We start from the raw sequence: 22,560 nt of genomic DNA on the forward strand, positions 1-22,560 counted from the left end.
GGAGTCGCACAACTTGGGCTCCCCTCTGTGGGCTGAGCCGTAAGGAAAACATCCCAGTGGGCTGTTTGTAGGCGAAGTGGCGGCGATAGACGCCGGGGCTCCTCTCTCAGGGGAGCCCCTACTTATTTTCTTAGGAATCACATGGCACAATCCGAATCCGAAACAGTGCTCACCGAGCATCACGAGACCGACAACCTCGACCCACGTACGGACGCGCCGGCGCGCCCCGGGACCCCGGTGCATATCGCCCCGGTCCAACTCGGCAACATCACCGTGCCGACCCCGGTGGTGCTCTCGCCGATGGCGGGAGTGACCAACTGGCCCTTCCGCGTGATTTGCGAGGAATATGGTCCCGATGGACTCTACGTGGCCGAGATGATCACCGCTCGAGCCCTCGTGGCGCATAACCCGAAAGCACTGCGCCTCTGTCATTTCGCCAAAAGCGAAAAAATCCGTTCACTGCAGTTGTACGGCGTGAACCCCTCCATCACCGAACAGGCGGCGAAAATCGTGGTCGACGGCAACATGGCCGACCATGTGGATCTGAACTTCGGCTGCCCGGTGCCCAAGGTCACTCGTCGAGGCGGTGGTTCGGCCTTGCCTTGGAAAACCGACATCTTCACCGAGCTCATCCAGCGCGTGGTCGCCGTATGCGAGCCGGCGGGCATCCCCGTCACCGCGAAGATCCGCGTCGGCATCGACCATAACCATGAGACCTTCCTCGAAGCCGGACACATCGCGCAGGAGGAGGGCTGCAAGGCCGTAACCCTGCATGCCCGCACCACCGCCGAATACTATGGCGGTCATTCCGACTGGTCCCGCATCGGCGAGCTCAAGGAACACCTCAACATTCCGGTATTCGGCAATGGCGATATCTGGGGTGCCGAGGATGCGCTCGAAATGGTGCGCGAGACCGGCTGCGACGGTGTGGCCATCGGCCGCGGATGCCAGGGCCGGCCGTGGCTGTTCGCCAACATCAAAAACGCCTTCGAGGGCAATCCCGAACGGCTCAATCCGAATCTGGGCGAGGTCTGCCGGGTGATTCACCGTCATGCCGAGCTGCTTACCGAGTTTTATGAGGGCGATGAGATGATGGCCGTCCACGATCTGCGCAAGCACATCGCCTGGTATCTGAAAGGATTCCCGGTGGGCGGGTCCACCCGCAAGGCCTTTATGGAGTGCGAGAGCCTGACCGATGTGGACCGCGAGATCGGCAAGCTCGACCCGACTATCGAATACCCGCCACGCGTGGTCGACAAACCGCGCGGCCGCGTGCGTTTCGCCAAGAAGGTGCACTTGCCGTATGGCTGGTTGGAATCGCGTACCACCACCCACGAAGAGCGTGAGGCGCTCTTCGGTGACGACCCAATGGACGCCAGTTACTGAGAAAATACTGAAAATACACGCAACACGCGCCATTCTGCGCGTGAATTTCCCTCCAAGAGTAGCCTGTTTGCGCTACTCTTAGGTGTAACCGTGAAGTGACAGGAGCCAAACGTGAGCGAGATCGCGCAGAATGAGTTCAACGACAAGACCAACATCAAGGTTGTTGGCGTCGGCGGTGCCGGCGGTAATGCCGTCAATCGCATGATTGCCGAGGGATTACAGAATGTTGAATTTGTGGCGGTAAATACCGATGCGAAGGATCTTCTGCGCTCTGATGCGGATGTCAAGATTTCCCTTTCCGATAAGTCCAGTCGTGGTCTCGGTGCTGGTGCCGACCCGGAGCGTGGAGCCAAGGCGGCCCAGGACCACCAGTCGGATATCGAAGAGGCGCTTAGGGGTGCCGACATGGTGTTCGTCACCTGCGGCGAGGGCGGTGGCACCGGTACTGGAGCCAGCCCGATCGTCGCTCGTGCGGCTCATCAACAGGGTGCTCTCACCATCGCGGTTGTTACTCGTCCGTTCAGCTTCGAAGGCCCTCAGCGTTCCGCTTCCGCCGAATACGGCATCGACAACCTGCGCAAGGAAGTCGACGCGCTGATCGTCATTCCGAACGATCGCCTGCTCGAACTTTCTGACCGTTCCATTGGCATTATTGAGGCCTTCAAGACCGCTGATACCGCACTGCTTGCCGGTGTTCAGGGCATCACTGACCTGATTTCGATGAACTCCTATATTCACGTCGACTTCAACGATGTGAACTCCATTCTTCGTGGTGCTGGTACTGCGCTGTTTGGTATCGGTTCCGCACGGGGAGAGGATCGTGCCACGCAGGCCGCCGAAATCGCCATCAGCTCTCCGCTGCTTGAGGAAAGCATTGAAGGCGCACACGGTGCGCTGATCAACATCGCCGGTCCGACCGACCTGAAGTTGCAGGAGGCCTCTGCTGCCACCGAACTGGTGCGCAAGGCCATTCACCCTGAAGCCCAGATTATTTGGGGTCTTGCTCTGGACGATGCTTATGGCGATGAAGTGCGTGTCACTGTTATTGCTGCTGGTTTTGACCCCGTCGCTGCTCAAGATGACGACACTCGGAGCACGGTGACGCCGGTTGTGCCAACCGCCGCCGATCCTGCGACTCCCGTGGCACAGCCAGCTCCAGCACCGGCTGCACAGCCCGCTGCCACTGCCCAACCGGCATTCACACCGGCTACCGGTGACTCCGCATCGTTGCCTTTTGATGATTCGACTTCCGCTCATCCGAATATCGCCGTGAACGATCCGGCCGGCGATCTCGACATCCCTGACTTCCTGCGCTGAAAGGACTGATCCATGGCTGGGTTCATGAAAAACGCGATGTCCTATCTGGGCATGAGTGACGTTGTGGACGATGAGGACGACTACATCGAGGAGGACGAGGAGCAGAAGCCGGCTCCGAAGTCCGCATTTGATTCCGACCATACGGTCACGCCGCTGGCATCAACCACCGCGCCTGCCGCATCGTCGACTACCAAGCCGTTCCCCGGTGGCCGTGTGAACAGAATCACCACCATCCATCCGAAGTCATATGAGGATGCTCAACTGGTCGGCCGCGCATTGCGTGACGGTGTTCCGGTCGTACTGAATCTCACCGGTGTGGCCGAAGCCGTGGCATATCGCATCGTGGACTTCTCCGCCGGCGTGGTGTTCGGCGTGCGTGGTTCCCTCGAGCGTGTCACTCCGCGCGTGTTCCTGTTGAGCCCGGCGCAGGTGAACATCAAGGTCGAAGAGCCGACAAAACCAGCCTCGGCACACGATTTGTTCGCTGACTGACCGGTTCAGTAGTTTTCGCATTCGACGTTATATCGGTATTCGGCCGACTCCCAGCAAGGAGTCGGCCGATTCTTATTGTGCTCCGAACAAACTTTTCATGCGCGGTTGTTAGTCTGTCAGCATGCTTTCCTTAGTGTTCTCTCTGATCGGCCGCATTCTTGCATGGCTCATCAACGCGTATATCACGGTTCTGTTCGTGCGCATGATTCTGGACTGGGTCTCCGTTCTCGCACGAAACTGGTATCCACGTGGTGTGGTGGCCCAGCTGATCAATATTGTGTATTTCATTACCGAACCCCCTCTGCGTTGGCTACGTCGCTATATTCGCCCATTGCCGCTCGGTTCGATTTATCTTGATGTCAGCTTCATTGTGCTGTATTTTGCGCTGGTGGTACTGGAAAGTGTTGTTCTGATAGTGTTCTGAGGCCGTTTTGACCCGCCGGAGGCATATATCCGGCATAAAAACCCACGTCGAATGTTCTGAAACGATGGGGTCGTGATAGCATTCTGACTTGAGACCAACGTAAGTGCGGGCAATGCCCCGAAGCGAGGTGCAAGATTTATGGCTCTGTTGACGCCGAAGGATATTAGGGAGCATACCTTCCAGACTGTTCGATTCAAGGAAGGCTATGATGTCGACGAGGTCGATGACTTCCTTGATCAGGTCACGGAAACCGTCGAGGCTCTTGGACGTCAGGCGGTAGCCGGCGGTCAGGCCACTCAGTCTCTGGGTCCTGACGTAACCAACCTTAATGCGAAGATTTCCGATCTTACCGGTCAGGTGCAGCAACTCCAGTCGGAGAATGCTGGTTTGAAGAACACTGTGGCTCAGGCCCAGCAGGCCGCTCAGGCTGGCAATGATCAGGCAGCACAGCTTGCCTCTGCCAAGCTCAGCGAAGCCGAGGAATCCAACCGTGCGCTGTCCTCCCAGAATGAGCAGCTCAAGGGTCAGGTCGATCAGCTGAACGCTCAAATCGATCAGCTCACCGCTCAGGCCGCTCAGGCCTCCGGTAACCAGGAGGCTGTCGGCCAGCAGATCGCCGCCATTCAGCAGGAACGTGATCAGTTCCGCGCGGCCAACGAGGAGCTGTCCCGTCAGCTCGCCGTTGCTCAGCAGCAGGGTGCCGCCGCTCAGCAGCAGTCCGCTCAGATCGCTGAGCTGTCCCGTCAGCTCGAAGAAGCCAAGCAGCGTGAAAACCAGCTTCGTGCTCAGGTTTCCAAGGTCGAGCCGAGCACCGAGACCGGTTCTCTGCAGAAGATCGCTGGCGCCGCTTCCATGCCGGGCACCGAGCCCGAGCGCGCCACCGCCATGCTGACCCTGGCTATGCAGCTGCACGATCAGTACGTGGAGAAGGGCAAGAACAAGGCCAAGGAAATCACCGAGGCCAGCCAGAACAAGTACAACGATCTGGTCACCAAGGCCAACAACTACTCCGAGCGTACCCGTTCCGAGGCCGACGACTACTCCACTCGTACTCGTTCCGACGCCGACACCTATTCGGAGCGTACCCGTTCCGAGGCCGACGCTTACCGTGACCAGACTCACGCGGATGCCGAGACCTACTCCCAGAACACCCGTTCTGAGGCCGACGCATACTCCGTCAAGACTCGTCAGGATGCGGACAACTACTCCAAGTCTCAGCACGATGACGCTGACAACTACGAGAAGGAAGTGCAGCAGCGTGCCGCCGAGTATGACAAGAACACTCGTTCCGCAGCTGATGCGTACGACAAGAACACCCGCTCTGCAGCCGATACGTATGCCGAGCAGGTGCGCGACAACCTTCAGGCTCAGTCCAAGGTCGTCGAGGGCAACATCCAGAGCCTCAAGCAGTTCGAGACTGAATACCGCGCCCGCCTCACCGAGTACCTCGGCCAGCTGGCATCGCAGGTTTCCGAGTCGAACAACTACGTCGACCAGACCTCGTCCAAGACCAACTGAGCGTAGGCAGGTACAGGTCGTATGACGAACCAACAGGGACGGCTGCGCACTCGCGTGGCCGTCTTTGCATGTGTGGCCGCGGCTGCGCTGATTGTCGATCAGCTCACCAAGGCTTGGGCGATGGCCGCGTTATCCAACGGTCAGACCATTCGCGTGATTCCCGGACTGCTGTCCTTCACCTTGGTGCGCAATCCGGGCGCGTCCTTGGGCATGGGATCAGGCGCTACTTGGGTAATCAGTCTGTTGGCCGTTGTGGCTTGCGTGGCCCTTGCTGTGGCTGGGGTGCGCGCTGTCTCCATGAAATGGTCGGTGGCGATTTCTTTCGCGTTTGCAGGCGCTCTGGGCAACCTGATTGACCGTGTTATGTACGCTGACGGCTTCCTCAACGGCAAAGTGGTGGATTTCCTTAACTATGGCTGGTCCGTTGGCAATGTGGCGGATATCTATCTGGTAGTCGCCGGTGTGGTCCTGGTGATTCTGATTCTTATGGGGGAGCCGTTCTCACACAAGGATCTCATCGAGCAATCCGACGAATCCCTACAGTCTGAGCCGGAGGCGGACGCCAAGTAATGAGTCGAATAGTCCCTGCTCCCGATGCATTGGTGGGTAAGCGTTTCGACGTAGCCGTGGCCAAAATGCTGGGTATTTCACGATCTAAAGCCGCCGATCTGGTTGACTCCGGGCAGGCGCGCGTTTTAGGGCGTGAAGTTGCGCGGTCCAGCACATTGCAGGCGGGGGAGACCGTCGAATTTGATTTGGCGGAGGAACAGGCCGAGCCTGAGCCTATCGCAACTGATATGGCCGTTGTCTACGAAGACGATGATGTCGTTGTAGTCGATAAGCCTGTAGGCGTGGCGGCGCATGCCTCGGTTGGCTGGACCGGTCCAACCGTGCTCGGATCACTGCGTGACCGCGGTGTGCATATCACTTCCTATGGTGCGGCCGGGCGTGAGGGCATCGTTTCTCGCCTTGATGTAGGCACTTCCGGCTTGATGTTGGTGTGCAAGTCCGACCTTGCGTACACCGAGATGCGTCGGCAGTTCGCCGAGCATGAGGTAAAGAAAACCTATCATGCGCTCGTGCAGGGTGGTCTTAAAGAGAACAAAGCAACCATTGAGGCACCGATCGGGCGCGCCAAAGTGTCCGATTTCCGCTTCTGCGTGACTCCGGCCGGCAAACCGGCCGTTACGCACTGGGATGTGCTGGAGCGTTTCGGCCATGAGGCCACTCTGGTATCCGTGAATCTGGAGACCGGACGTACTCATCAGATTCGCGTGCATTTCTCCTCGATTGGGCATCCCCTGTACGGCGACCCCATGTATGGTGCCAATCCGGTGCTGTCTGAGGCCTTGGGACTTGACCGGCAGTGGCTGCACGCCATGAAGCTCGAATTCCGTCATCCTCGCACCCGCGTCTGGACCACGGTCCGGTCCCAGTACCCGGCCGACTTGGCTGCCGCCCTCGATGCCATGCGTGCCCGACATATCGAACCCGCTGAACCTGCCGAATATGCCGAAGTTCTGGTGGACTAATTCCGCAACGTGTGCATCATGCGTTTTAATATTTAGATTCAGTTCCGGCTTCGCCGGATTCATCCCAAAATAACGAGAGATCGGTCATGATGGCTCTCCGTCATGACCATACCCCAAGTGACTGCGGATGCTGAGTACCATTCAGGCCAATGGTCGGTAACCGTACGCGAATTACCGGTATTTCCGCTCAACGTGTCTCGGTACTCCAGCGTGAAGTGAACAGAAATGAGCCAAAGCAGTAATGAAGCCGGACGGTATATGCCATCCGGATTGCAGAATCTCCTGCTGATAAAAACCGTTTCCTGGTCGTTGTCCGTGCCCGTTCCGACGACGATCGCGGCCTACGACGCGTCTGGTCCGACTACCTGCGTGACGGCGCAATGCCGGCGACCGTGGGCTTCCCCGGCGACGAGACGATGCTTCACGACTATCTCGACGGCATCCTGAACACCGTGCTGCTCAAGGACGTCGCCGAACGTCTCGGCGCCTCCAACATCGGGGCGCTCGGCGCACTCACCCGCTACATGTTCGGCAACATCGGCAACCTGACCACGCCCAAGACCATCGCCAACACATGACCTCGCTGGTAACCAAGATCACGGCACCGACAGTGTCTAGCTACCTTGACGGCCTGTCCGACGCGTTCATCCTCTACCCGGCCCACCGATACGACATCAAAGGCAAGAGGATTCTCAAGCAGGAGAAGAAGTACTATGCCGTGGACTTGGGGATGCGACGTATCCTGTGCTCCAACAACGTGCGGGACATTGGACGCCTCCTCGAGAACGTGGTGTTCCTCGAACTGATGCGCCGCGAGGGCGACGTGTATGTCGGACAGAGCTCCGGCGGCGAGATCGACTTCGTCACGAACGGGCCAGGCGGGTGTCGGTACTACCAGGTCAGCGAATCGGTGCACGATTCGGCGACGCTGGATCGGGAGCTGTCCTCGCTGCGCGCCGTGCGTGACAACTATCCCAAGACACTGATTACGCTGGATGACGAACGGCCCTACTCCCACGAAGGCATCCGACAGGTATACGCGCTTGACTGGCTGTTGAACGAAGACCACAAGAAACAGTAGATACTAGGGCGGCCAGCGGGTTAGCAAGACATCAGTTGGTGAGGACTGCTGACATTGAACTCCGACGGATGAATTGAATACTCATATGGTATCCGATTCTGAACAATTGAGTGGGGCGTTGATGGTTGCCATCGTTTGAGCTGGCTAAATGCGATTTCGCGTCATGCTGTTTCAACAACGGTGACAACGGCTACAGTCGAACTATGCATGGGTTGAAGAGTGCGATTGACAGGGGAGCGGACGCGTGTGCACGTTCGCTGCCTGGGCGCGTGCTCGACCGGTATGTGTCGCGGAGCGGCCCCCTGCTGGCGAATGGTCTGGCATATGGTCTGCTATTCGCCTTTTTTGCCGGAATCTGGATTGCGGTGAGCGTGCTCGGTCTCATCATGGTCGGCAACATTGATTGGCAGCAAATGCTGATCGACGCGGTGCGTGAAGTCATTCCCGGTGTGGCCGACTCGTTTCTGACGTCTTCCGCGCTAGGCACCATGTCAAGCACATTGACGTGGACCGGTCTGGCCACGTTGGCCATATTCTGGTGGACAGTGACCGGCTGGATGAACTCGCTGCGCCACGCCGTACGGGCAATGTTCGACGACTGCGGCGACGAGCTCAATATCGTCGTCGCAAGGTTACGCGATACGCTTGCCGCCATCGCCATCGCAATACTGTTCATTCTTTCGACCGCGGCCGGTACGGTGTCCGGCGGCATCGTACGCCGACTGCTGCAATGGGGCGGCATCCCCAGCAGTTCGTTGCCCGGCACCGTGCTTTTGGAGATGACCGGTTTCGGTACCGGCGTCGCACTGAATTTCGCGTTGTTCATGTTGCTGCTGCGCGTGGTCTCCCGCATCAAAGCCGGACGATTCACGATACTCGGCGCGTTACTGGGATCTCTGACGGTTTCCGCAATGCAGCTTCTCGGTGCGCGACTATTAGCCGGAGCCTCCCGGAATCCGATGCTTGCCCCGTTCGCCGCGTTGATCGGCGTGCTCATTTGGTTCAACCTCGTCGCCCAGGTCATTTTGCTCTGTGCCGCCCTCATTGCCGAGTGCCGACAAAAGAGCTGAGCGTCTGAACTGACTAATATGACGATTAGCGATGAAGCCTCTCTCGCCGAGATGATTCGCGAACTCAGCTGGCACTACAGTTATTGCCGTGGTCTCTCCATCTTGGCATATCGCAAACGAGTAGCTTCACCCGTGATACCGAGCTTGCGACCAATTGTTTCCCATGATTGGCCACGCTCATGCATGAGCAGTACCATCTGCGCAATGCGGGCATCAATGTATTCCAGTTCGGCTTTGCGTCGATTGATTAGACGGCTGAGCTCCAGTTCGGGAGAGAAGTTTGGGCTGTCCTCGGGAATGCCTTCTGCTGGTGATTCCTGAGACTCCACGGCATCTGCCGCAGCGTTGCCGATTTCCATGAGTTTGGCTTGCACTTCGGGGGAGTAGTCTTCAAATTTCATCGTTATCACCATCCTGGTATTGCATCGTCAACCATTTCATTTCATAGGTCAGTCGAGCTCGCATGGCGTGCACGATGACATGCTCATATGTTCCCGGAATCCATTCGCGTTCAATGACGCCGATTTCATACAAAATGGCACCAGACGCTCCAGTCCCGACAAGCACATGAGTGGGAGGAAAACGAAGAACGTTGATGTCGACTTCGATGCCATATCGGTAGACATGGAGAATGTCCGAGTCGGCGATGGGCTGTTCGCCATGTTTCCGTTCCCTGTGTGCTGAGGGAAGAATCAAAGGATCCTCCCCACTTATGGGTGCAAGTATACTTGGCAAGTCCACTTGTATCAACTCCTCTGTTGAACGTAAAACGTGAATCAAGTGTCTTGAGCGTAAAGAAGGTAGGAAGCCCTTGTCCAGCTGAAACGGGGTATGTGGTTCTAGCTTGCTGAGTTATCCACAATGTTGTGAAAGCACGGCGATACTGCATAAAAAAATAGCGAAAAGAGACCATGCGGAGCGGCTACATCTAATTAACTGGCCAACCACGATAATCGCCGGTAAATATTTACCGCCGCCCAGACCACACGGTATGGTGGAACGCATGGCTGATTACGGGAACAACTTTGTGCAACTGCATAACCACACGCACTATTCGCTGCTCGATGGTGCGTCGAAGATTCCTGATTTGGCCAAGCGTGCGGCCGAACTTGGCATGCCTGCGGTCGGCATCACCGACCATGGCAACATGCATGGCGCCTACGAGATGTACACCAACTGCGTGGCCAATGGCGTCAAGCCCATCATCGGCATCGAAGCTTATGTGACCCCGGAAACCGCACGTCAAGACAAGTCCCGCGTGCATTGGGGCACCGAAGCCCAGCGCCGCGACGACGTCTCCGGTGGTGGTCTTATCACCCACTTGACCATGTGGGCCGAAAACGACGAAGGCCTGGTCAACCTCATCAAAGCCTCGTCCGTGGCCAACCTCGAAGGTCGCGTCATGCGTTATCCGCGAATGGATAAGGAGGTGCTCGCCACCTATTCCAAAGGCGTGATCGCATCCTCCGGCTGCCCCTCGGGCATCATCCAGACCCGTCTGCGCCTCGGTCAATTCGATGAGGCCCTGCGCGCCGCCGGCGAATTCCAGGACATCTTCGGCAAAGACAACTTCTTCGTCGAACTTATGGATCACGGTCTGCCCATCGAAACTCAGGTGACCGGTGACCTGCTGACCATCGCCAAGAAACTCAACGCACCACTGCTGGCCACCAACGATTCCCACTACGTACACGCCGAAGATGCACAGGCGCAGGACGCCATGCTCTGCATCAACTCCGGTTCCCGCCTTGACGATCCGGACCGATTCAAGTTCGACGGCACCGGCTACTACATCAAAACCGCCGAAGAAATGCGCGAACTGTTCAAGGACCACCCGGACGCCTGCGACAATACGCTCGTTATCGCCGAACGATGCAACGTGATGTTCGACGACCACGAAGACGGCGCGTTCATGCCGAAATTCCCCTGCCCCGAAGGCTGGGATGAGACCTCCCTGTTCCTCAAAAAAGTCGAGGAAGGTCTGGAGAAGCGCTACGACGGCAACCCTCCGCTCGACGTATTGAAGCAGGCCGACTACGAATGCGGCGTGATCTGCCAGATGCAGTTCTGCGGATACTTCCTCGTGGTCGCCGACTACATTCAGTGGGCCAAGGACCACGGCATTATGGTGGGTCCGGGCCGTGGTTCGGCCGCAGGCGCCATGGTCGCCTATTCCATGGGCATTACCGAGCTCGATCCGCTCAAGCATGGCCTGATTTTCGAGAGGTTCCTGAACCCTGAGCGAGTGAGCCTTCCTGATATCGATGTCGACTTCGACCCTGAAGGTCGTGCGCGAGTCATCGAATACTGCGGCGAAAAATACGGCACCGATAAGGTCGCCCAGTGCGTGATCTATGGCACCATCAAAACCAAGCAGGCCCTGAAAGACTCCGCCCGCATCATGGGTTATGAATTCTCAGTCGGTGAAAAAATCACCAAGGCGCTGCCTCCGGCGGCCACCGGCGGCAAAGACATCAGCCTGCATGACATCTTCGACCCGGCCGCCAAACGTTATGCCGAGGCCAGGGAATTCCGAGAACTCTACGATTCCGACCCGGACGCCAAGCGCATCACCGAGGAAGCCAAGGGTATCGAAGGCCTGATTCGACAAACCGGTGTACATGCCTGCGCCACCATCATGGGTAGCGCACCCATCACCGACACCTCGCCGTTGCTGGAACGCACCGATGGCACCATCACCACCACCTTCGAATACCACACGTGCGAAACGTTGGGGCTGGTCAAGATGGACTTCCTTGGCCTGTCCAACTTGACGATCATCCACGACACCCTGAAGAACATCGAAGCCAACGGCAAACCCGCCATCGACTACACCAAGATTCCGCTCGATGACGCCGAAACATACAAACTCATGTCCCGAGGAGACACGCTCGGCGTGTTCCAGCTCGATTCCGACGGCATGCGTTCACTGCTGAAAACCCTGAAGCCCGATAACTTCAACGATATTTCCGCACTTATCGCCCTGTACCGACCGGGCCCGATGAGTATGGATTCGCACACCAACTATGCCAAGCGCAAGAACGGCCTGCAGAAGATCACGCCAATCCACCCTGAGCTTGAGGAGCCTCTGAAGCAGGTGCTTGACGAGACCTATGGTCTGATCATCTACCAGGAGCAGGTGCAGTCCGCCGCCCGAATCCTCGCCGGCTATTCGCTGGGCAAGGCAGACGTGCTGCGTCGAGCCATGGGTAAGAAGAAGCCCGAAGTGCTGGCCAAGGAGAAGGTGCCGTTCTTCGCCGGTATGAAGGAGCATGGATACTCCGAAGAGGCCTCCCAGGCCGTGTGGGATATTCTGGTGCCGTTCTCCGGCTACGCTTTCAACAAAGCGCACTCCGCCGCATACGGTCTGATCTCCTACTGGACCGCATATCTGAAAACGCACTACCCGGTCGAATTCATGGCCGCCCTGTTGCAAGGTGCCGCCACCAACAAAGACAAGACCGCACTGTACTTGGGCGAGGCCCGCCGCATGGGCATCCAGGTGCTCTCGCCGGACGTCAACGAATCGGTGTACGAGTACTCGGCAGTCGGCGACGTCGTCCGATTCGGTCTTGGTGCCATCCGTAACGTGGGTGACAAGGCCGTGGCCGATATCATCGCCGAACGCGAAGGCCCGCGCGGCAAGTTCGTGAACTTCATGGACTTCATCCGCCGCGTGCCCCTGACTGCGCTGAACCGGCGATTGGTCGAATCGTTGATCAAGGCCGGTGCCTTCGACTCGATTGACCCGAACCGTCGCGCGCTGCTCACCGTGCACGAGGCTGCCATCGACTCGGTGGTGAGTCTGAAGCGCAAACAGGCGGAGGGCCAGTTCGATTTGTTCTCCGATGCCGAGGATGGGGGAGCGGAGGCCATGGGCGACGCTTCCGTGACCGTACCCGATCTTGAGGAATGGGACAAGAAGACCAAGCTTAACTTCGAACGCGAAATGTTGGGCCTGTATGTGTCTGACCATCCGCTCTCCGGTATGCAGTCGATTCTCGCGTCCTTGCGTGAAATGTCCATCGCGCATCTGGTTGATCGAGCCAAAACGATGGGTGAAGGACAGCAGGTCACGTTGGCTGGTTTGGTCACCAATGTGGACCGGCGCGTATCCAAGAAGGGCAACCCCTGGGCCATCGTGACCATCGAAGACATGGAAAGCTCCATCCAATGCATGTTCTTCGGCAAGGTCTATGAAGCGACCGCCGCCGAACTTGCCGTGGACGCCATCGTACAGATTCGTGGCCAAGTGGAGTTGCGCGACGAAACCGTTTCTCTGAGAGCCACGGAAATGCAGATTCCGACCTTGGAAGCCGAGGATGAACGTCCGTTGGTCATCACGCTGCCGCCGGTGGCGTTGGAGCGCCAACGCATGATGCAACTCGGTCAGGTGCTCGCTAATCATCCTGGTTACTGCGAAGTACATCTTGCGATGCTGGATGAGAAGGGTAACGCTCAGGTGCTCACGTTTGGCGATCGTTTCCGCGTCAAGCGAGATACTTCGTTGTTTGCTGAGATCAAGATTCTGTTTGGTCCCAGCTGCTTGCCTGCCGCCTGATTGGCGGGTTCCGCCCCTGGCCTCTCCCTCGCCTGGCTTTGCTGGGGCTCCTTCATCAGAGGGAGCTAAGGCGTGTGCCACCATACGATGTGCGCGACTACTGTGGAACGTATGGGCATGGAGATGGCGGATACTGGTAACAACGATGACGAGCAACAATGGATTGCCACGATGCTGGAACGGCTGTCTCATTCGCAGTTCCGCGTCAAATTCGCTTTGACCGACAAAGACCGAGCCTATGCCCGCACCAAAGGCAAGGCGACCATCGATCGTCATGCGCGAGAAATGTTGCGAGACCGCATAGGCGCAGCCGAACCGAAGAACGACGGCAGGCAGACGCCATGGCGCGGCCATCCGGTATTCACCGCTCAGCATGCTACCGCCACATGCTGCCGCGGATGCATCGAAAAATGGCATCATCTGCCCAAAGGCCGTGAACTCGCCGAAGCGGAGGTAAACCGACTTGCCGATTTGGTCATGGCATGGATTGAGCGGGACCTTATCAATCATCCGGTTCGGTGAAGCACCCCGCATCCTCAGTATGCCTGTATGCCTTCAATAGTTATGAGCCAACAGCCAACACAGGCCTCGAAAACCGTAGATGCAAGGTATTGGCGAATGCGGCAGAACGCCGAACGTTGCCTATGGCGCGTTCGTCAATAATGCGACATGATGTCTATTCAAGAAGAGTTGATGAAGTGTCAACTCTGCCCCAAGGAGGCGGAATATGTACTACAGCAGCGGCAATTATGAGGCTTTCGCACGTCCGAAGAAGCCGGCCGACGTGGACAACAAGCATGCATACATCATCGGTACCGGACTGGCGGCATTGTCTGCAGCCTGTTATCTGGTGCGTGATGGTCAGATGCCTGGCGAGAACATCCACATCCTTGAGAAGGACCCGGTACCCGGCGGCGCCTGTGACGGTCTTGATATTCCCGGCCTTGGCTATGTGATGCGTGGCGGCCGCGAAATGGACAATCATTTCGAGGTCATGTGGGATCTGTTCCGCTCGATTCCCTCCATCGAAACCGAAGGCGTCAGCGTACTCGACGAGTACTACTGGCTCAACAAGGAGGATCCGAACTACTCGCTGTGCCGCGCCACCAAGAATCTCGGCAAGGACGCGGGGCTCAAGGGCAAGTTCGGGCTGTCCGACAAGGCTTCGATGGAAATCATGAAGCTGTTCTTCACCCCGGACGAAGACCTGTATAACAAGCCGATCACCGATTTCTTCGATGATGAGGTGCTGAACTCCAACTTCTGGCTGTACTGGCGCACCATGTTCGCCTTCGAGAACTGGCACTCCGCGCTGGAAATGAAGCTGTACATCAAGCGCTACATTCATCACATCGGAGGCCTGCCGGACTTTTCCGCGCTGCGTTTCACCCGCTACAACCAGTACGAGTCGATGATTCTGCCGATGGTCAAGTATCTGGAATCGCACGGCGTCGAATTCCGCTACAACACCAAGGTCGAGAACGTGGAATTCGCGATTGGCGGGGGAGCCGGCCCCAAGCGCGAGCACACCGGCGTAGGCCAAGACACCATCCAGAAGATTCAGGCCACCTCCGGCTTCTTCAAGCGCAACCCTGCCAGCACGCCCACCAAGAAGCTTGCCGTGCGCATCGACGTGGATCACGAGGGTGATAAATCCTCCATCGACCTGACCGAGAACGATCTGGTGTTCATCACCAACGGCGGTTGCGTGGAGAACTCCACCATGGGTTCCCAGAACTCGCCCGCCGCATGGAACCCAGACCTGAAGCCCGGTGGCGGCTGGGACATGTGGAAGCGTATCGCCGACCAGGACCCGAGCTTTGGCCATCCGGAGAAGTTCTGCTCCGATCCGAATGCCACCAAGTGGATGAGCGCCACCGTCACCACCCTGGACGGCGAGATTCCGCCGTACATCCAGAAGATCTGCAAGCGCGACCCGTTCTCCGGCAAGGTCGTCACCGGCGGCATCGTCACCGTGCAGGACTCCAACTGGCTCATGAGTTGGACCCTGAACCGCCAGCAGCAGTTCCGCGACCAGCCCAAGGACCAGCTGTGCGTATGGGTCTACGGCCTGTTCCCGGACAAGCCCGGCAACTATGTGAAGAAGCCGATGACCGAATGCACCGGTGAAGAGATTTGCGAGGAGTGGCTTTACCACATGGGCGTGCCGACCGACAAGATCGAGGCGCTCGCAAAGCACCACGCCAACACCGTGCCGGTCATGATGCCGTACATCACCGCGTTCTTCATGCCGCGCGCGGCCGGCGACCGCCCGGACGTGGTGCCCGATGGTGCCGTGAACTTCGCATTCCTTGGCCAGTTCGCCGAGACCCCGCGCGACACGATTTTCACCACCGAATACTCGATGCGCACCGGTATGGAAGCTGTCTACACGTTGCTCGGCGTGGACCGCGGCGTGCCTGAAGTGTGGGGTAGCGTCTATGACGTGCGCAACCTGCTCAACGCCACCGTCAAATTGCGTGACGGTGCACCGGTCACCGATATGAAGCTCAACTTCATTGAAAAGGCCGTGGTCAAGAAGATGCTCAAGAAACTCGACGGCACCGATATTGCCACCCTGCTACGCGAATACCACGTAATCTGACATCCATCTGGCTCCCCTCAAGGTGAGGGGAGCCAGCACGCGAAGCGTGACTGAGGGAAGTTGCTCGCAACGGAGTGTTAAGAGAAAGACAAAAACATGACTGATTCTGATCCCCAGTTAATCCGCCACGCCACCATCGACGATCTGGACGCGCTGGCCGCCATGGAATCCGAATGCTTCCCGGCCGCCGAGGCCGCCGACCGCTCGTCCCTGCGCGCCCGAATCGAGACCTATCCGGAATGTTTCTGGCTATTGATTGATGGCGAGATCGTCATGGCGTTCATCAACGGTTTCGCGACCGATCGGCGCGACTTGACCGATGACATGTACGAGGATGCCGCGCAGCACGACCCTCAAGGTGACTGGCAAATGGTTTTCGGCGTGGATACTGCGCCGAAGTATCAGCATCGCGGTCGCGCCAGTACACTCATGAGGAAAGTCATTGAAGACACTCGTGCAGCTGGACGTAAAGGCCTGGTGCTCACCTGCAAAGATCGGCTGGTCGGATTCTATGCGCAATTTGGGTATGAGGACGAGGGCATTTCGGAGTCCACTCACGGTGACGTGGTCTGGCATCAGATGCGCCTGACCTTCTAATCCCCCTTTGGCTCCCCTCTTTGATGCTGAGTCGTCTAAAAAACAGTCCGGTGGACTGTTTTTTAGACGAAGGCGAGACGATAGTCGAGCCATAAGGGTGCGAGCTTTGCTCGTCCGTAATTGCGGGTGAGCCGTCCGCGTGATCGGACTGAGGGGAGTTGAACGTGGAATGAATTGTTGCGACACGCCGGTGAACATCTGATTTCGTTACGTGAGCCCATAAAAAGCCGGCGTATCCTGATGGTAACGGCGTGGTTCAAGCTGTTTGCGACACGCCGGGGGAACCGTGTGATTGCAACGGTTCCTGAGGTTTTTGCGCGCTTCGATTTGCGCGAGTCCGCGAATGCGTGTAGGTTGTTTCCTTGCTGCCGCTCGGCGAGTGGTTCTCCTTCTGGAGGGCTGCGAGGTGGGTGAGTGGTGGTGGTTTGAGAACTCAAGAGCGTGTTTGTACTACTTCTTTATAGTCAATGATTGCCAGTTCATCGTCAGCCTTGTCTTTTGTGGCGGGGTGCCCCGGGAGGGGTTGAATGATGGTGGGGTTTTTTGAGGGCGTCCTTCCTTAAGGACGTGCTCGTCAATTTTTGTTTTGAGAGTCATCTGTTCGGATGTTTTTCATGAAGTTTTTTTGTGGAGGGTTCGATTCTGGCTCAGGATGAACGCTGGCGGCGTGCTTAACACATGCAAGTCGAACGGGATCCATCGGGCTTTGCTTGGTGGTGAGAGTGGCGAACGGGTGAGTAATGCGTGACCGACCTGCCCCATGCACCGGAATAGCTCCTGGAAACGGGTGGTAATGCCGGATGTTCCAGTTGATCGCATGGTCTTCTGGGAAAGCTTTCGCGGTATGGGATGGGGTCGCGTCCTATCAGCTTGACGGCGGGGTAACGGCCCACCGTGGCTTCGACGGGTAGCCGGCCTGAGAGGGCGACCGGCCACATTGGGACTGAGATACGGCCCAGACTCCTACGGGAGGCAGCAGTGGGGAATATTGCACAATGGGCGCAAGCCTGATGCAGCGACGCCGCGTGAGGGATGGAGGCCTTCGGGTTGTAAACCTCTTTTATCGGGGAGCAAGCGTGAGTGAGTTTACCCGTTGAATAAGCACCGGCTAACTACGTGCCAGCAGCCGCGGTAATACGTAGGGTGCAAGCGTTATCCGGAATTATTGGGCGTAAAGGGCTCGTAGGCGGTTCGTCGCGTCCGGTGTGAAAGTCCATCGCTTAACGGTGGATCCGCGCCGGGTACGGGCGGGCTTGAGTGCGGTAGGGGAGACTGGAATTCCCGGTGTAACGGTGGAATGTGTAGATATCGGGAAGAACACCAATGGCGAAGGCAGGTCTCTGGGCCGTTACTGACGCTGAGGAGCGAAAGCGTGGGGAGCGAACAGGATTAGATACCCTGGTAGTCCACGCCGTAAACGGTGGATGCTGGATGTGGGGCCCGTTCCACGGGTTCCGTGTCGGAGCTAACGCGTTAAGCATCCCGCCTGGGGAGTACGGCCGCAAGGCTAAAACTCAAAGAAATTGACGGGGGCCCGCACAAGCGGCGGAGCATGCGGATTAATTCGATGCAACGCGAAGAACCTTACCTGGGCTTGACATGTTCCCGACGATCCCAGAGATGGGGTTTCCCTTCGGGGCGGGTTCACAGGTGGTGCATGGTCGTCGTCAGCTCGTGTCGTGAGATGTTGGGTTAAGTCCCGCAACGAGCGCAACCCTCGCCCCGTGTTGCCAGCGGATTGTGCCGGGAACTCGCGGGGGACCGCCGGGGTTAACTCGGAGGAAGGTGGGGATGACGTCAGATCATCATGCCCCTTACGTCCAGGGCTTCACGCATGCTACAATGGCCGGTACAACGGGATGCGACGCGGCGACGCGGAGCGGATCCCTGAAAACCGGTCTCAGTTCGGATCGCAGTCTGCAACTCGACTGCGTGAAGGCGGAGTCGCTAGTAATCGCGAATCAGCAACGTCGCGGTGAATGCGTTCCCGGGCCTTGTACACACCGCCCGTCAAGTCATGAAAGTGGGCAGCACCCGAAGCCGGTGGCCTAACCCCTTGTGGGATGGAGCCGTCTAAGGTGAGGCTCGTGATTGGGACTAAGTCGTAACAAGGTAGCCGTACCGGAAGGTGCGGCTGGATCACCTCCTTTCTACGGAGAATTCAGTCGGATGTTCGTCCGACGGTGTGCGCCCCGCGCGTCGCATGGTGCGGCGGTGGCGGGGTTGCTGGTGTGGAAGATGTCGTTGGCTTTGCCCTGCCGGTCGTGCGGTGGGTGCCGGAGTGGTGCGGATGCGCTTTTGGGCTCCCGGATCGCCACCCCAGGCTTTTTTGCCTGGCGCGATTCGGTGCCCGTCGTGCCCGAGGGCCGGCCGTGTGCCGGTGCGGCGGCGTGGCGGTGCGTGGTGGCTTGAGAACTGGATAGTGGACGCGAGCAAAGCAAGGGTTTTCTGGATCCTTGTTTTGCTGTTGATTTCGAATCGAACTCTGTTGTTCGTTTCGATCGTTTTGTGATCATTTTTAGTGTGATGATTTGTCGTCTGGGAATTTGCTGGAGGAATCTTGCGGCGCATGCATGTTGCGTGTGTGTTGCTTGCAAGGGCGTATGGTGGATGCCTTGGCAGACAGGACCGATGAAGGACGTTTGAGGCTGCGATATGCCTCGGGGAGCCGCCGACAGGGCTTTGATCCGAGGATTTCCGAATGGGGGAACCCACCGACCGTCATGGGTCGGTACCGGCTTCGGCCGGGGGGTACGCAGGGAAGTGAAACATCTCAGTACCTGCAGGAAAGGATATTCCGTGAGTAGTGGCGAGCGAAAGCGGATGATGGCCAAACCTTGCGCGTGTGATACCCGTCGGGGGTTGCGCGCGGGGTGTTGCGGGATCGCGTGCGCCGGCTCCGACGGGCCGGCCGGCAGTTGCAGAAAACCATGTGTCAGGGGAACCGGGTTGAATACCGGGCCGCAGAGGGTGAGGGCCCCGTACCTGAACGCGCATGGTCTGCCGATCGCGTCTCCCAAGTAGCACGGGTCCCGTGGAACCCCGTGCGAATCCGCCCAGACCGTTGGGTAAGCCTGAATATTCCTGTCTGACCGATAGCGAACGAGTACCGTGAGGGAAAGGTGAAAAGTACCCCGGGAGGGGAGTGAAACAGTCTCTGAAACCGTGCGCCTACAATCCGTCGGAGCCCTTTTGTGGGGTGACGGCGTGCCTATCGAAAAATGAGTCTGCGAGTCAGTGGCATGTGGCGAGCATAACCCGTGTGGGGTATGCGTAGCGAAGGCGAGTCTTAAAAGGCGTTTAAAGTCGCGTGTCCTGGACCCGAAGCGGGATGATCTAGCCCTGAGCAGGTTGAAGCGCGGGTAAGACCGTGTGGAGGACCGAACCCACCTGGGTTGAAAACCGGGGGGATGACTTGGGGCTAGGGGTGAAAGGCCAATCAAATTCCGTGATAGCTGGTTCTCTCCGAAATGCATTTGGGTGCAGCGTCGGGTCATTACGTCCCGGGGGTAGAGCTACTGGATGCTTGCGGGCCCGTATCGGGTACCAACAGCAACCAAACTCCGAATACCGGTGACGCGTATCCCGGCAGTGAGTCGGCGGGGGATAAGCTTCGTCGTCGAAAGGGAAACAGCCCAGACCGTCGTCTAAGGTCCCGAAGCGTGTGCTAAGTGGGAAAGGATGTGGAGTCGCATAGACAGCCAGGAGGTTGGCTCAGAAGCAGCCATCCTTGAAAGAGTGCGTAACAGCTCACTGGTCTAGTGGTTCCGCGCCGACAATGTAGCGGGGCTCAAGCACACCACCGAAGACGCGGCAGTGTTTTGTACTGGGTAGGAGAGCGTCCCATGAGGGGCGAAGCGGCCGTGTGAACGCGCCGTGGACTTCATGGGAGTGAGAATGCAGACATGAGTAGCGAGAGACGGGTGAAGATCCCGTCCGCTGGATGACCAAGGGTTCCAGGGCCACGTTCATCGTCCCTGGGTGAGTCGGGTCCTAAGGCGAGGCCGACAGGCGTAGTCGAATGGATGAACGGGTCGATATTCCCGTACCGGCTTTCAGCCGCCAAAACCGAGGCAGTGAGTACTAACCTCCGGCCGCGGGCTTACCTCCACTTCGGTGGTGGGATGCCTTCGGGCGTTGGGACCGTAGCTGTAGTAGGTCAGCGCAGGAGTGACGCAGAGGGGTAGCCGGCCGCGGAGGTGGTCTTCCGTGGTCAAGCACGCAGGGCGTGGGACAGGCAAATCCGTCCCGCGTGTGCCCGAGGTGCGATGATGGGGGCCGTTCGGCCCGATATCCGGTGATCCCGGCTGCCGAGAAAAGCTTCGGCGTCAGGCTCAAAGCCGCCCGTACCCCAAACCGACACTGGTGGTCAGGTAGAGAATACCAAAGCGATCGAGCGAATCCTGGTCAAGGAACTCGGCAAATCACTCCCGTTCCTTCGGTTTAAGGGAGACCCCCGATGGTGAACCGCCTCGCGCGGGGAGCTTTTGGGGGTGGCACAGACCAGGGGGTAGCGACTGTTTACCAAAAACACAGGTGCATGCGAAGGCGCAAGCCGCTGTATATGCACTGACGCCTGCCCGGTGCCGGAAGGTTAAGAGGATCCGTCAGCCTTTGGCGAAGCGGTGAATTCAAGCCCCGGTAAACGGCGGTGGTAACTATAACCATCCTAAGGTAGCGAAATTCCTTGTCGGGTAAGTTCCGACCTGCACGAATGGCGTAACGACTTCCCCACTGTCTCGACCAGGAGCTCGGCGAAATTGCAGTACGAGTAAAGATGCTCGTTAAGCGCAGAAGGACGAAAAGACCCCGGGACCTTTACTATACCTTGGTATTGGCATTCGGTGTGGATTGTGTAGCATAGGCGGGAGGCCGAGAGGCGCGGTCGCCAGATCGCGTGGAGCCGCAAGGTGAAATACCGCTCTGTTCGCATTGGATGTCTAACCTCGAACGGTCATCCTGTTCAGGGACAGTGCCTGGCGGGTAGTTTAACTGGGGCGGTTGCCTCCCAAAGAGTAACGGAGGCGCCCAAAGGTCCGCTCAGCCCGGTTGGCAATCGGGTGGCGAGTGCAAGTGCACAAGCGGGCTTGACTGCGAGGACGACGGTCCGAGCAGGGACGAAAGTCGGGACTAGTGATCCGGTGCCGGTGTACGGACGCGGCATCGCTCAACGGATAAAAGGTACCCCGGGGATAACAGGCTGATCATTCCCAAGAGTCCATATCGACGGGATGGTTTGGCACCTCGATGTCGGCTCGTCGCATCCTGGGGCTGGAGCAGGTCCCAAGGGTTCGGCTGTTCGCCGATTAAAGCGGCACGCGAGCTGGGTTCAGAACGTCGTGAGACAGTTTGGTCTCTATCCTCTGCGCTCGTTGGAATGCTGAGGAGGCCTGCCCATAGTACGAGAGGACCTGGGTGGACGAACCTCTGGTATGCCGGTTGTCACGCCAGTGGCACGGCCGGTTGGCTACGTTCGGGAGGGATAACCGCTGAAAGCATCTAAGCGGGAAGCCTGCTCCAAGATAAGCATTCCGTGCAGCCTCGAGCTGCTGTAGTCCCCATGCAGAACACGTGGTCGATAGGCCGGACGTGGAAGCCCCGCGAGGGGTGGAGCCGACCGGTACTAACGGACGAAAGGCAACACTGACATTCCGACCCCTGGCGGTTGGACCGCATCTTCCTCCTGCAAACGACACCAGACGGCAATGAGCATTGTCTGGCCACAAGACGAAACATCGACATATTCGCGTCCGCTATCCGGTTCCCAGGCCGCCACAGGCCGGCAGACCCCAGCGTCTGGCCGTATAAGAGAAGATTTGCGGCGGCCATGGCCCAGGTGAGACGCCCGGTCCCATTCCGAACCCGGAAGCTAAGGCCTGGCACGGCGATGGTACTGCACCCGACAGGGTGTGGGAGAGTAGCACGCCGCCGCACCACACGTACAGGAAGCCCCTTGGAGCACACGCCCCAAGGGGCT

At 58.2% G+C, this 22,560-nt stretch carries 16 protein-coding genes and 3 rRNA genes; 17 read left to right on the forward strand and 2 right to left on the reverse strand.

What is annotated here, in order from left to right; all coding sequences use genetic code 11:
* Positions 1–141: 141 nt before the first annotated feature.
* The 10 genes from dusB (at position 142) to ACEUKI_RS01075 (ending at position 8,820) form a co-directional block, all read left to right on the forward strand.
* Entirely contained in the window at positions 142–1,386 is a 1,245-nt protein-coding gene (gene dusB, locus ACEUKI_RS01030) for a tRNA dihydrouridine synthase DusB (protein ID WP_080784416.1), read from the forward strand.
* Positions 1,387–1,497: 111 nt separating this feature from the next.
* Positions 1,498–2,703, forward strand: coding sequence for a cell division protein FtsZ (gene ftsZ, locus ACEUKI_RS01035; protein ID WP_080784419.1), 1,206 nt, complete (start codon positions 1,498–1,500; stop codon positions 2,701–2,703).
* 12 nt (positions 2,704–2,715) lie between these two features.
* Positions 2,716–3,195: a cell division protein SepF gene (locus ACEUKI_RS01040; protein WP_080784422.1), complete on the forward strand. Its 480-nt coding sequence runs from the start codon at positions 2,716–2,718 to the stop codon at positions 3,193–3,195.
* A gap of 121 nt (positions 3,196–3,316) precedes the next feature.
* The gene (locus ACEUKI_RS01045) at positions 3,317–3,619 is read left to right on the forward strand and encodes a YggT family protein (protein ID WP_080784424.1); all 303 of its coding nucleotides are present in this window, start codon (positions 3,317–3,319) and stop codon (positions 3,617–3,619) included.
* A 138-nt stretch (positions 3,620–3,757) separates the two neighbouring features.
* The gene (locus ACEUKI_RS01050; RefSeq protein ID WP_080784426.1) at positions 3,758–5,137 is read left to right on the forward strand and encodes a DivIVA domain-containing protein; all 1,380 of its coding nucleotides are present in this window, start codon (positions 3,758–3,760) and stop codon (positions 5,135–5,137) included.
* 21 nt (positions 5,138–5,158) lie between these two features.
* On the forward strand, positions 5,159–5,707 hold the full coding sequence (gene lspA / locus ACEUKI_RS01055) for a signal peptidase II (RefSeq protein WP_080784429.1): 549 nt from the start codon (positions 5,159–5,161) through the stop codon (positions 5,705–5,707).
* Positions 5,707–6,669 (forward strand): RluA family pseudouridine synthase, encoded by a 963-nt coding sequence (locus ACEUKI_RS01060; RefSeq protein ID WP_080784432.1) that lies wholly within the window; start codon positions 5,707–5,709, stop codon positions 6,667–6,669. The genes lspA and ACEUKI_RS01060 overlap by 1 nt, the downstream gene beginning before the upstream one ends.
* Before the next feature lie 380 nt (positions 6,670–7,049).
* Positions 7,050–7,247, forward strand: a complete 198-nt coding sequence (locus tag ACEUKI_RS01065) for a hypothetical protein (RefSeq protein WP_374156364.1) — start codon at positions 7,050–7,052, stop codon at positions 7,245–7,247.
* Positions 7,244–7,750 (forward strand): ATP-binding protein, encoded by a 507-nt coding sequence (locus tag ACEUKI_RS01070; RefSeq protein WP_374156365.1) that lies wholly within the window; start codon positions 7,244–7,246, stop codon positions 7,748–7,750. Before ACEUKI_RS01065 ends, ACEUKI_RS01070 begins: the two co-directional genes overlap by 4 nt.
* A gap of 203 nt (positions 7,751–7,953) precedes the next feature.
* A complete protein-coding gene (locus ACEUKI_RS01075; RefSeq protein WP_374156366.1) occupies positions 7,954–8,820 on the forward strand; it encodes a YihY/virulence factor BrkB family protein in 867 nt (288 codons plus the stop codon).
* A gap of 80 nt (positions 8,821–8,900) precedes the next feature.
* On the opposite strand, the gene ACEUKI_RS01080 is transcribed toward ACEUKI_RS01075, so the two are convergent.
* Positions 8,901–9,221, reverse strand: coding sequence for a hypothetical protein (locus ACEUKI_RS01080; RefSeq protein WP_053495480.1), 321 nt, complete (start codon positions 9,219–9,221; stop codon positions 8,901–8,903).
* A complete protein-coding gene (locus ACEUKI_RS01085) occupies positions 9,211–9,516 on the reverse strand; it encodes a hypothetical protein (protein ID WP_374156367.1) in 306 nt (101 codons plus the stop codon). Before ACEUKI_RS01085 ends, ACEUKI_RS01080 begins: the two co-directional genes overlap by 11 nt.
* 307 nt (positions 9,517–9,823) lie before the next feature.
* Between ACEUKI_RS01085 and dnaE the strand changes: the two genes are divergently transcribed.
* From dnaE to rrf, 7 genes are all read left to right on the forward strand, one after another.
* Positions 9,824–13,381, forward strand: a complete 3,558-nt coding sequence (gene dnaE, locus ACEUKI_RS01090; RefSeq protein ID WP_374156368.1) for a DNA polymerase III subunit alpha — start codon at positions 9,824–9,826, stop codon at positions 13,379–13,381.
* Positions 13,382–13,492: 111 nt separating this feature from the next.
* Entirely contained in the window at positions 13,493–13,903 is a 411-nt protein-coding gene (locus tag ACEUKI_RS01095; RefSeq protein ID WP_186289913.1) for a DUF4186 domain-containing protein, read from the forward strand.
* Between the two features lie 205 nt (positions 13,904–14,108).
* A complete protein-coding gene (locus ACEUKI_RS01100; protein ID WP_144169603.1) occupies positions 14,109–15,986 on the forward strand; it encodes an oleate hydratase in 1,878 nt (625 codons plus the stop codon).
* Between the two features lie 96 nt (positions 15,987–16,082).
* Positions 16,083–16,583, forward strand: coding sequence for a GNAT family N-acetyltransferase (locus ACEUKI_RS01105; RefSeq protein ID WP_144169602.1), 501 nt, complete (start codon positions 16,083–16,085; stop codon positions 16,581–16,583).
* 624 nt (positions 16,584–17,207) lie between these two features.
* Positions 17,208–18,733, forward strand: a 16S ribosomal RNA gene (locus ACEUKI_RS01110).
* A gap of 433 nt (positions 18,734–19,166) precedes the next feature.
* Positions 19,167–22,230, forward strand: a 23S ribosomal RNA gene (locus tag ACEUKI_RS01115).
* Positions 22,231–22,400: 170 nt separating this feature from the next.
* Positions 22,401–22,517 (forward strand): 5S ribosomal RNA (gene rrf, locus ACEUKI_RS01120).
* The 16S, 23S and 5S rRNA genes sit together here, the layout of an rRNA operon.
* Positions 22,518–22,560: the final 43 nt, after the last annotated feature.

The sequence above is a fragment of the Bifidobacterium sp. 2450 genome (genome assembly GCF_041900695.1).
GTDB lineage: Bacteria > Actinomycetota > Actinomycetes > Actinomycetales > Bifidobacteriaceae > Bifidobacterium > Bifidobacterium longum.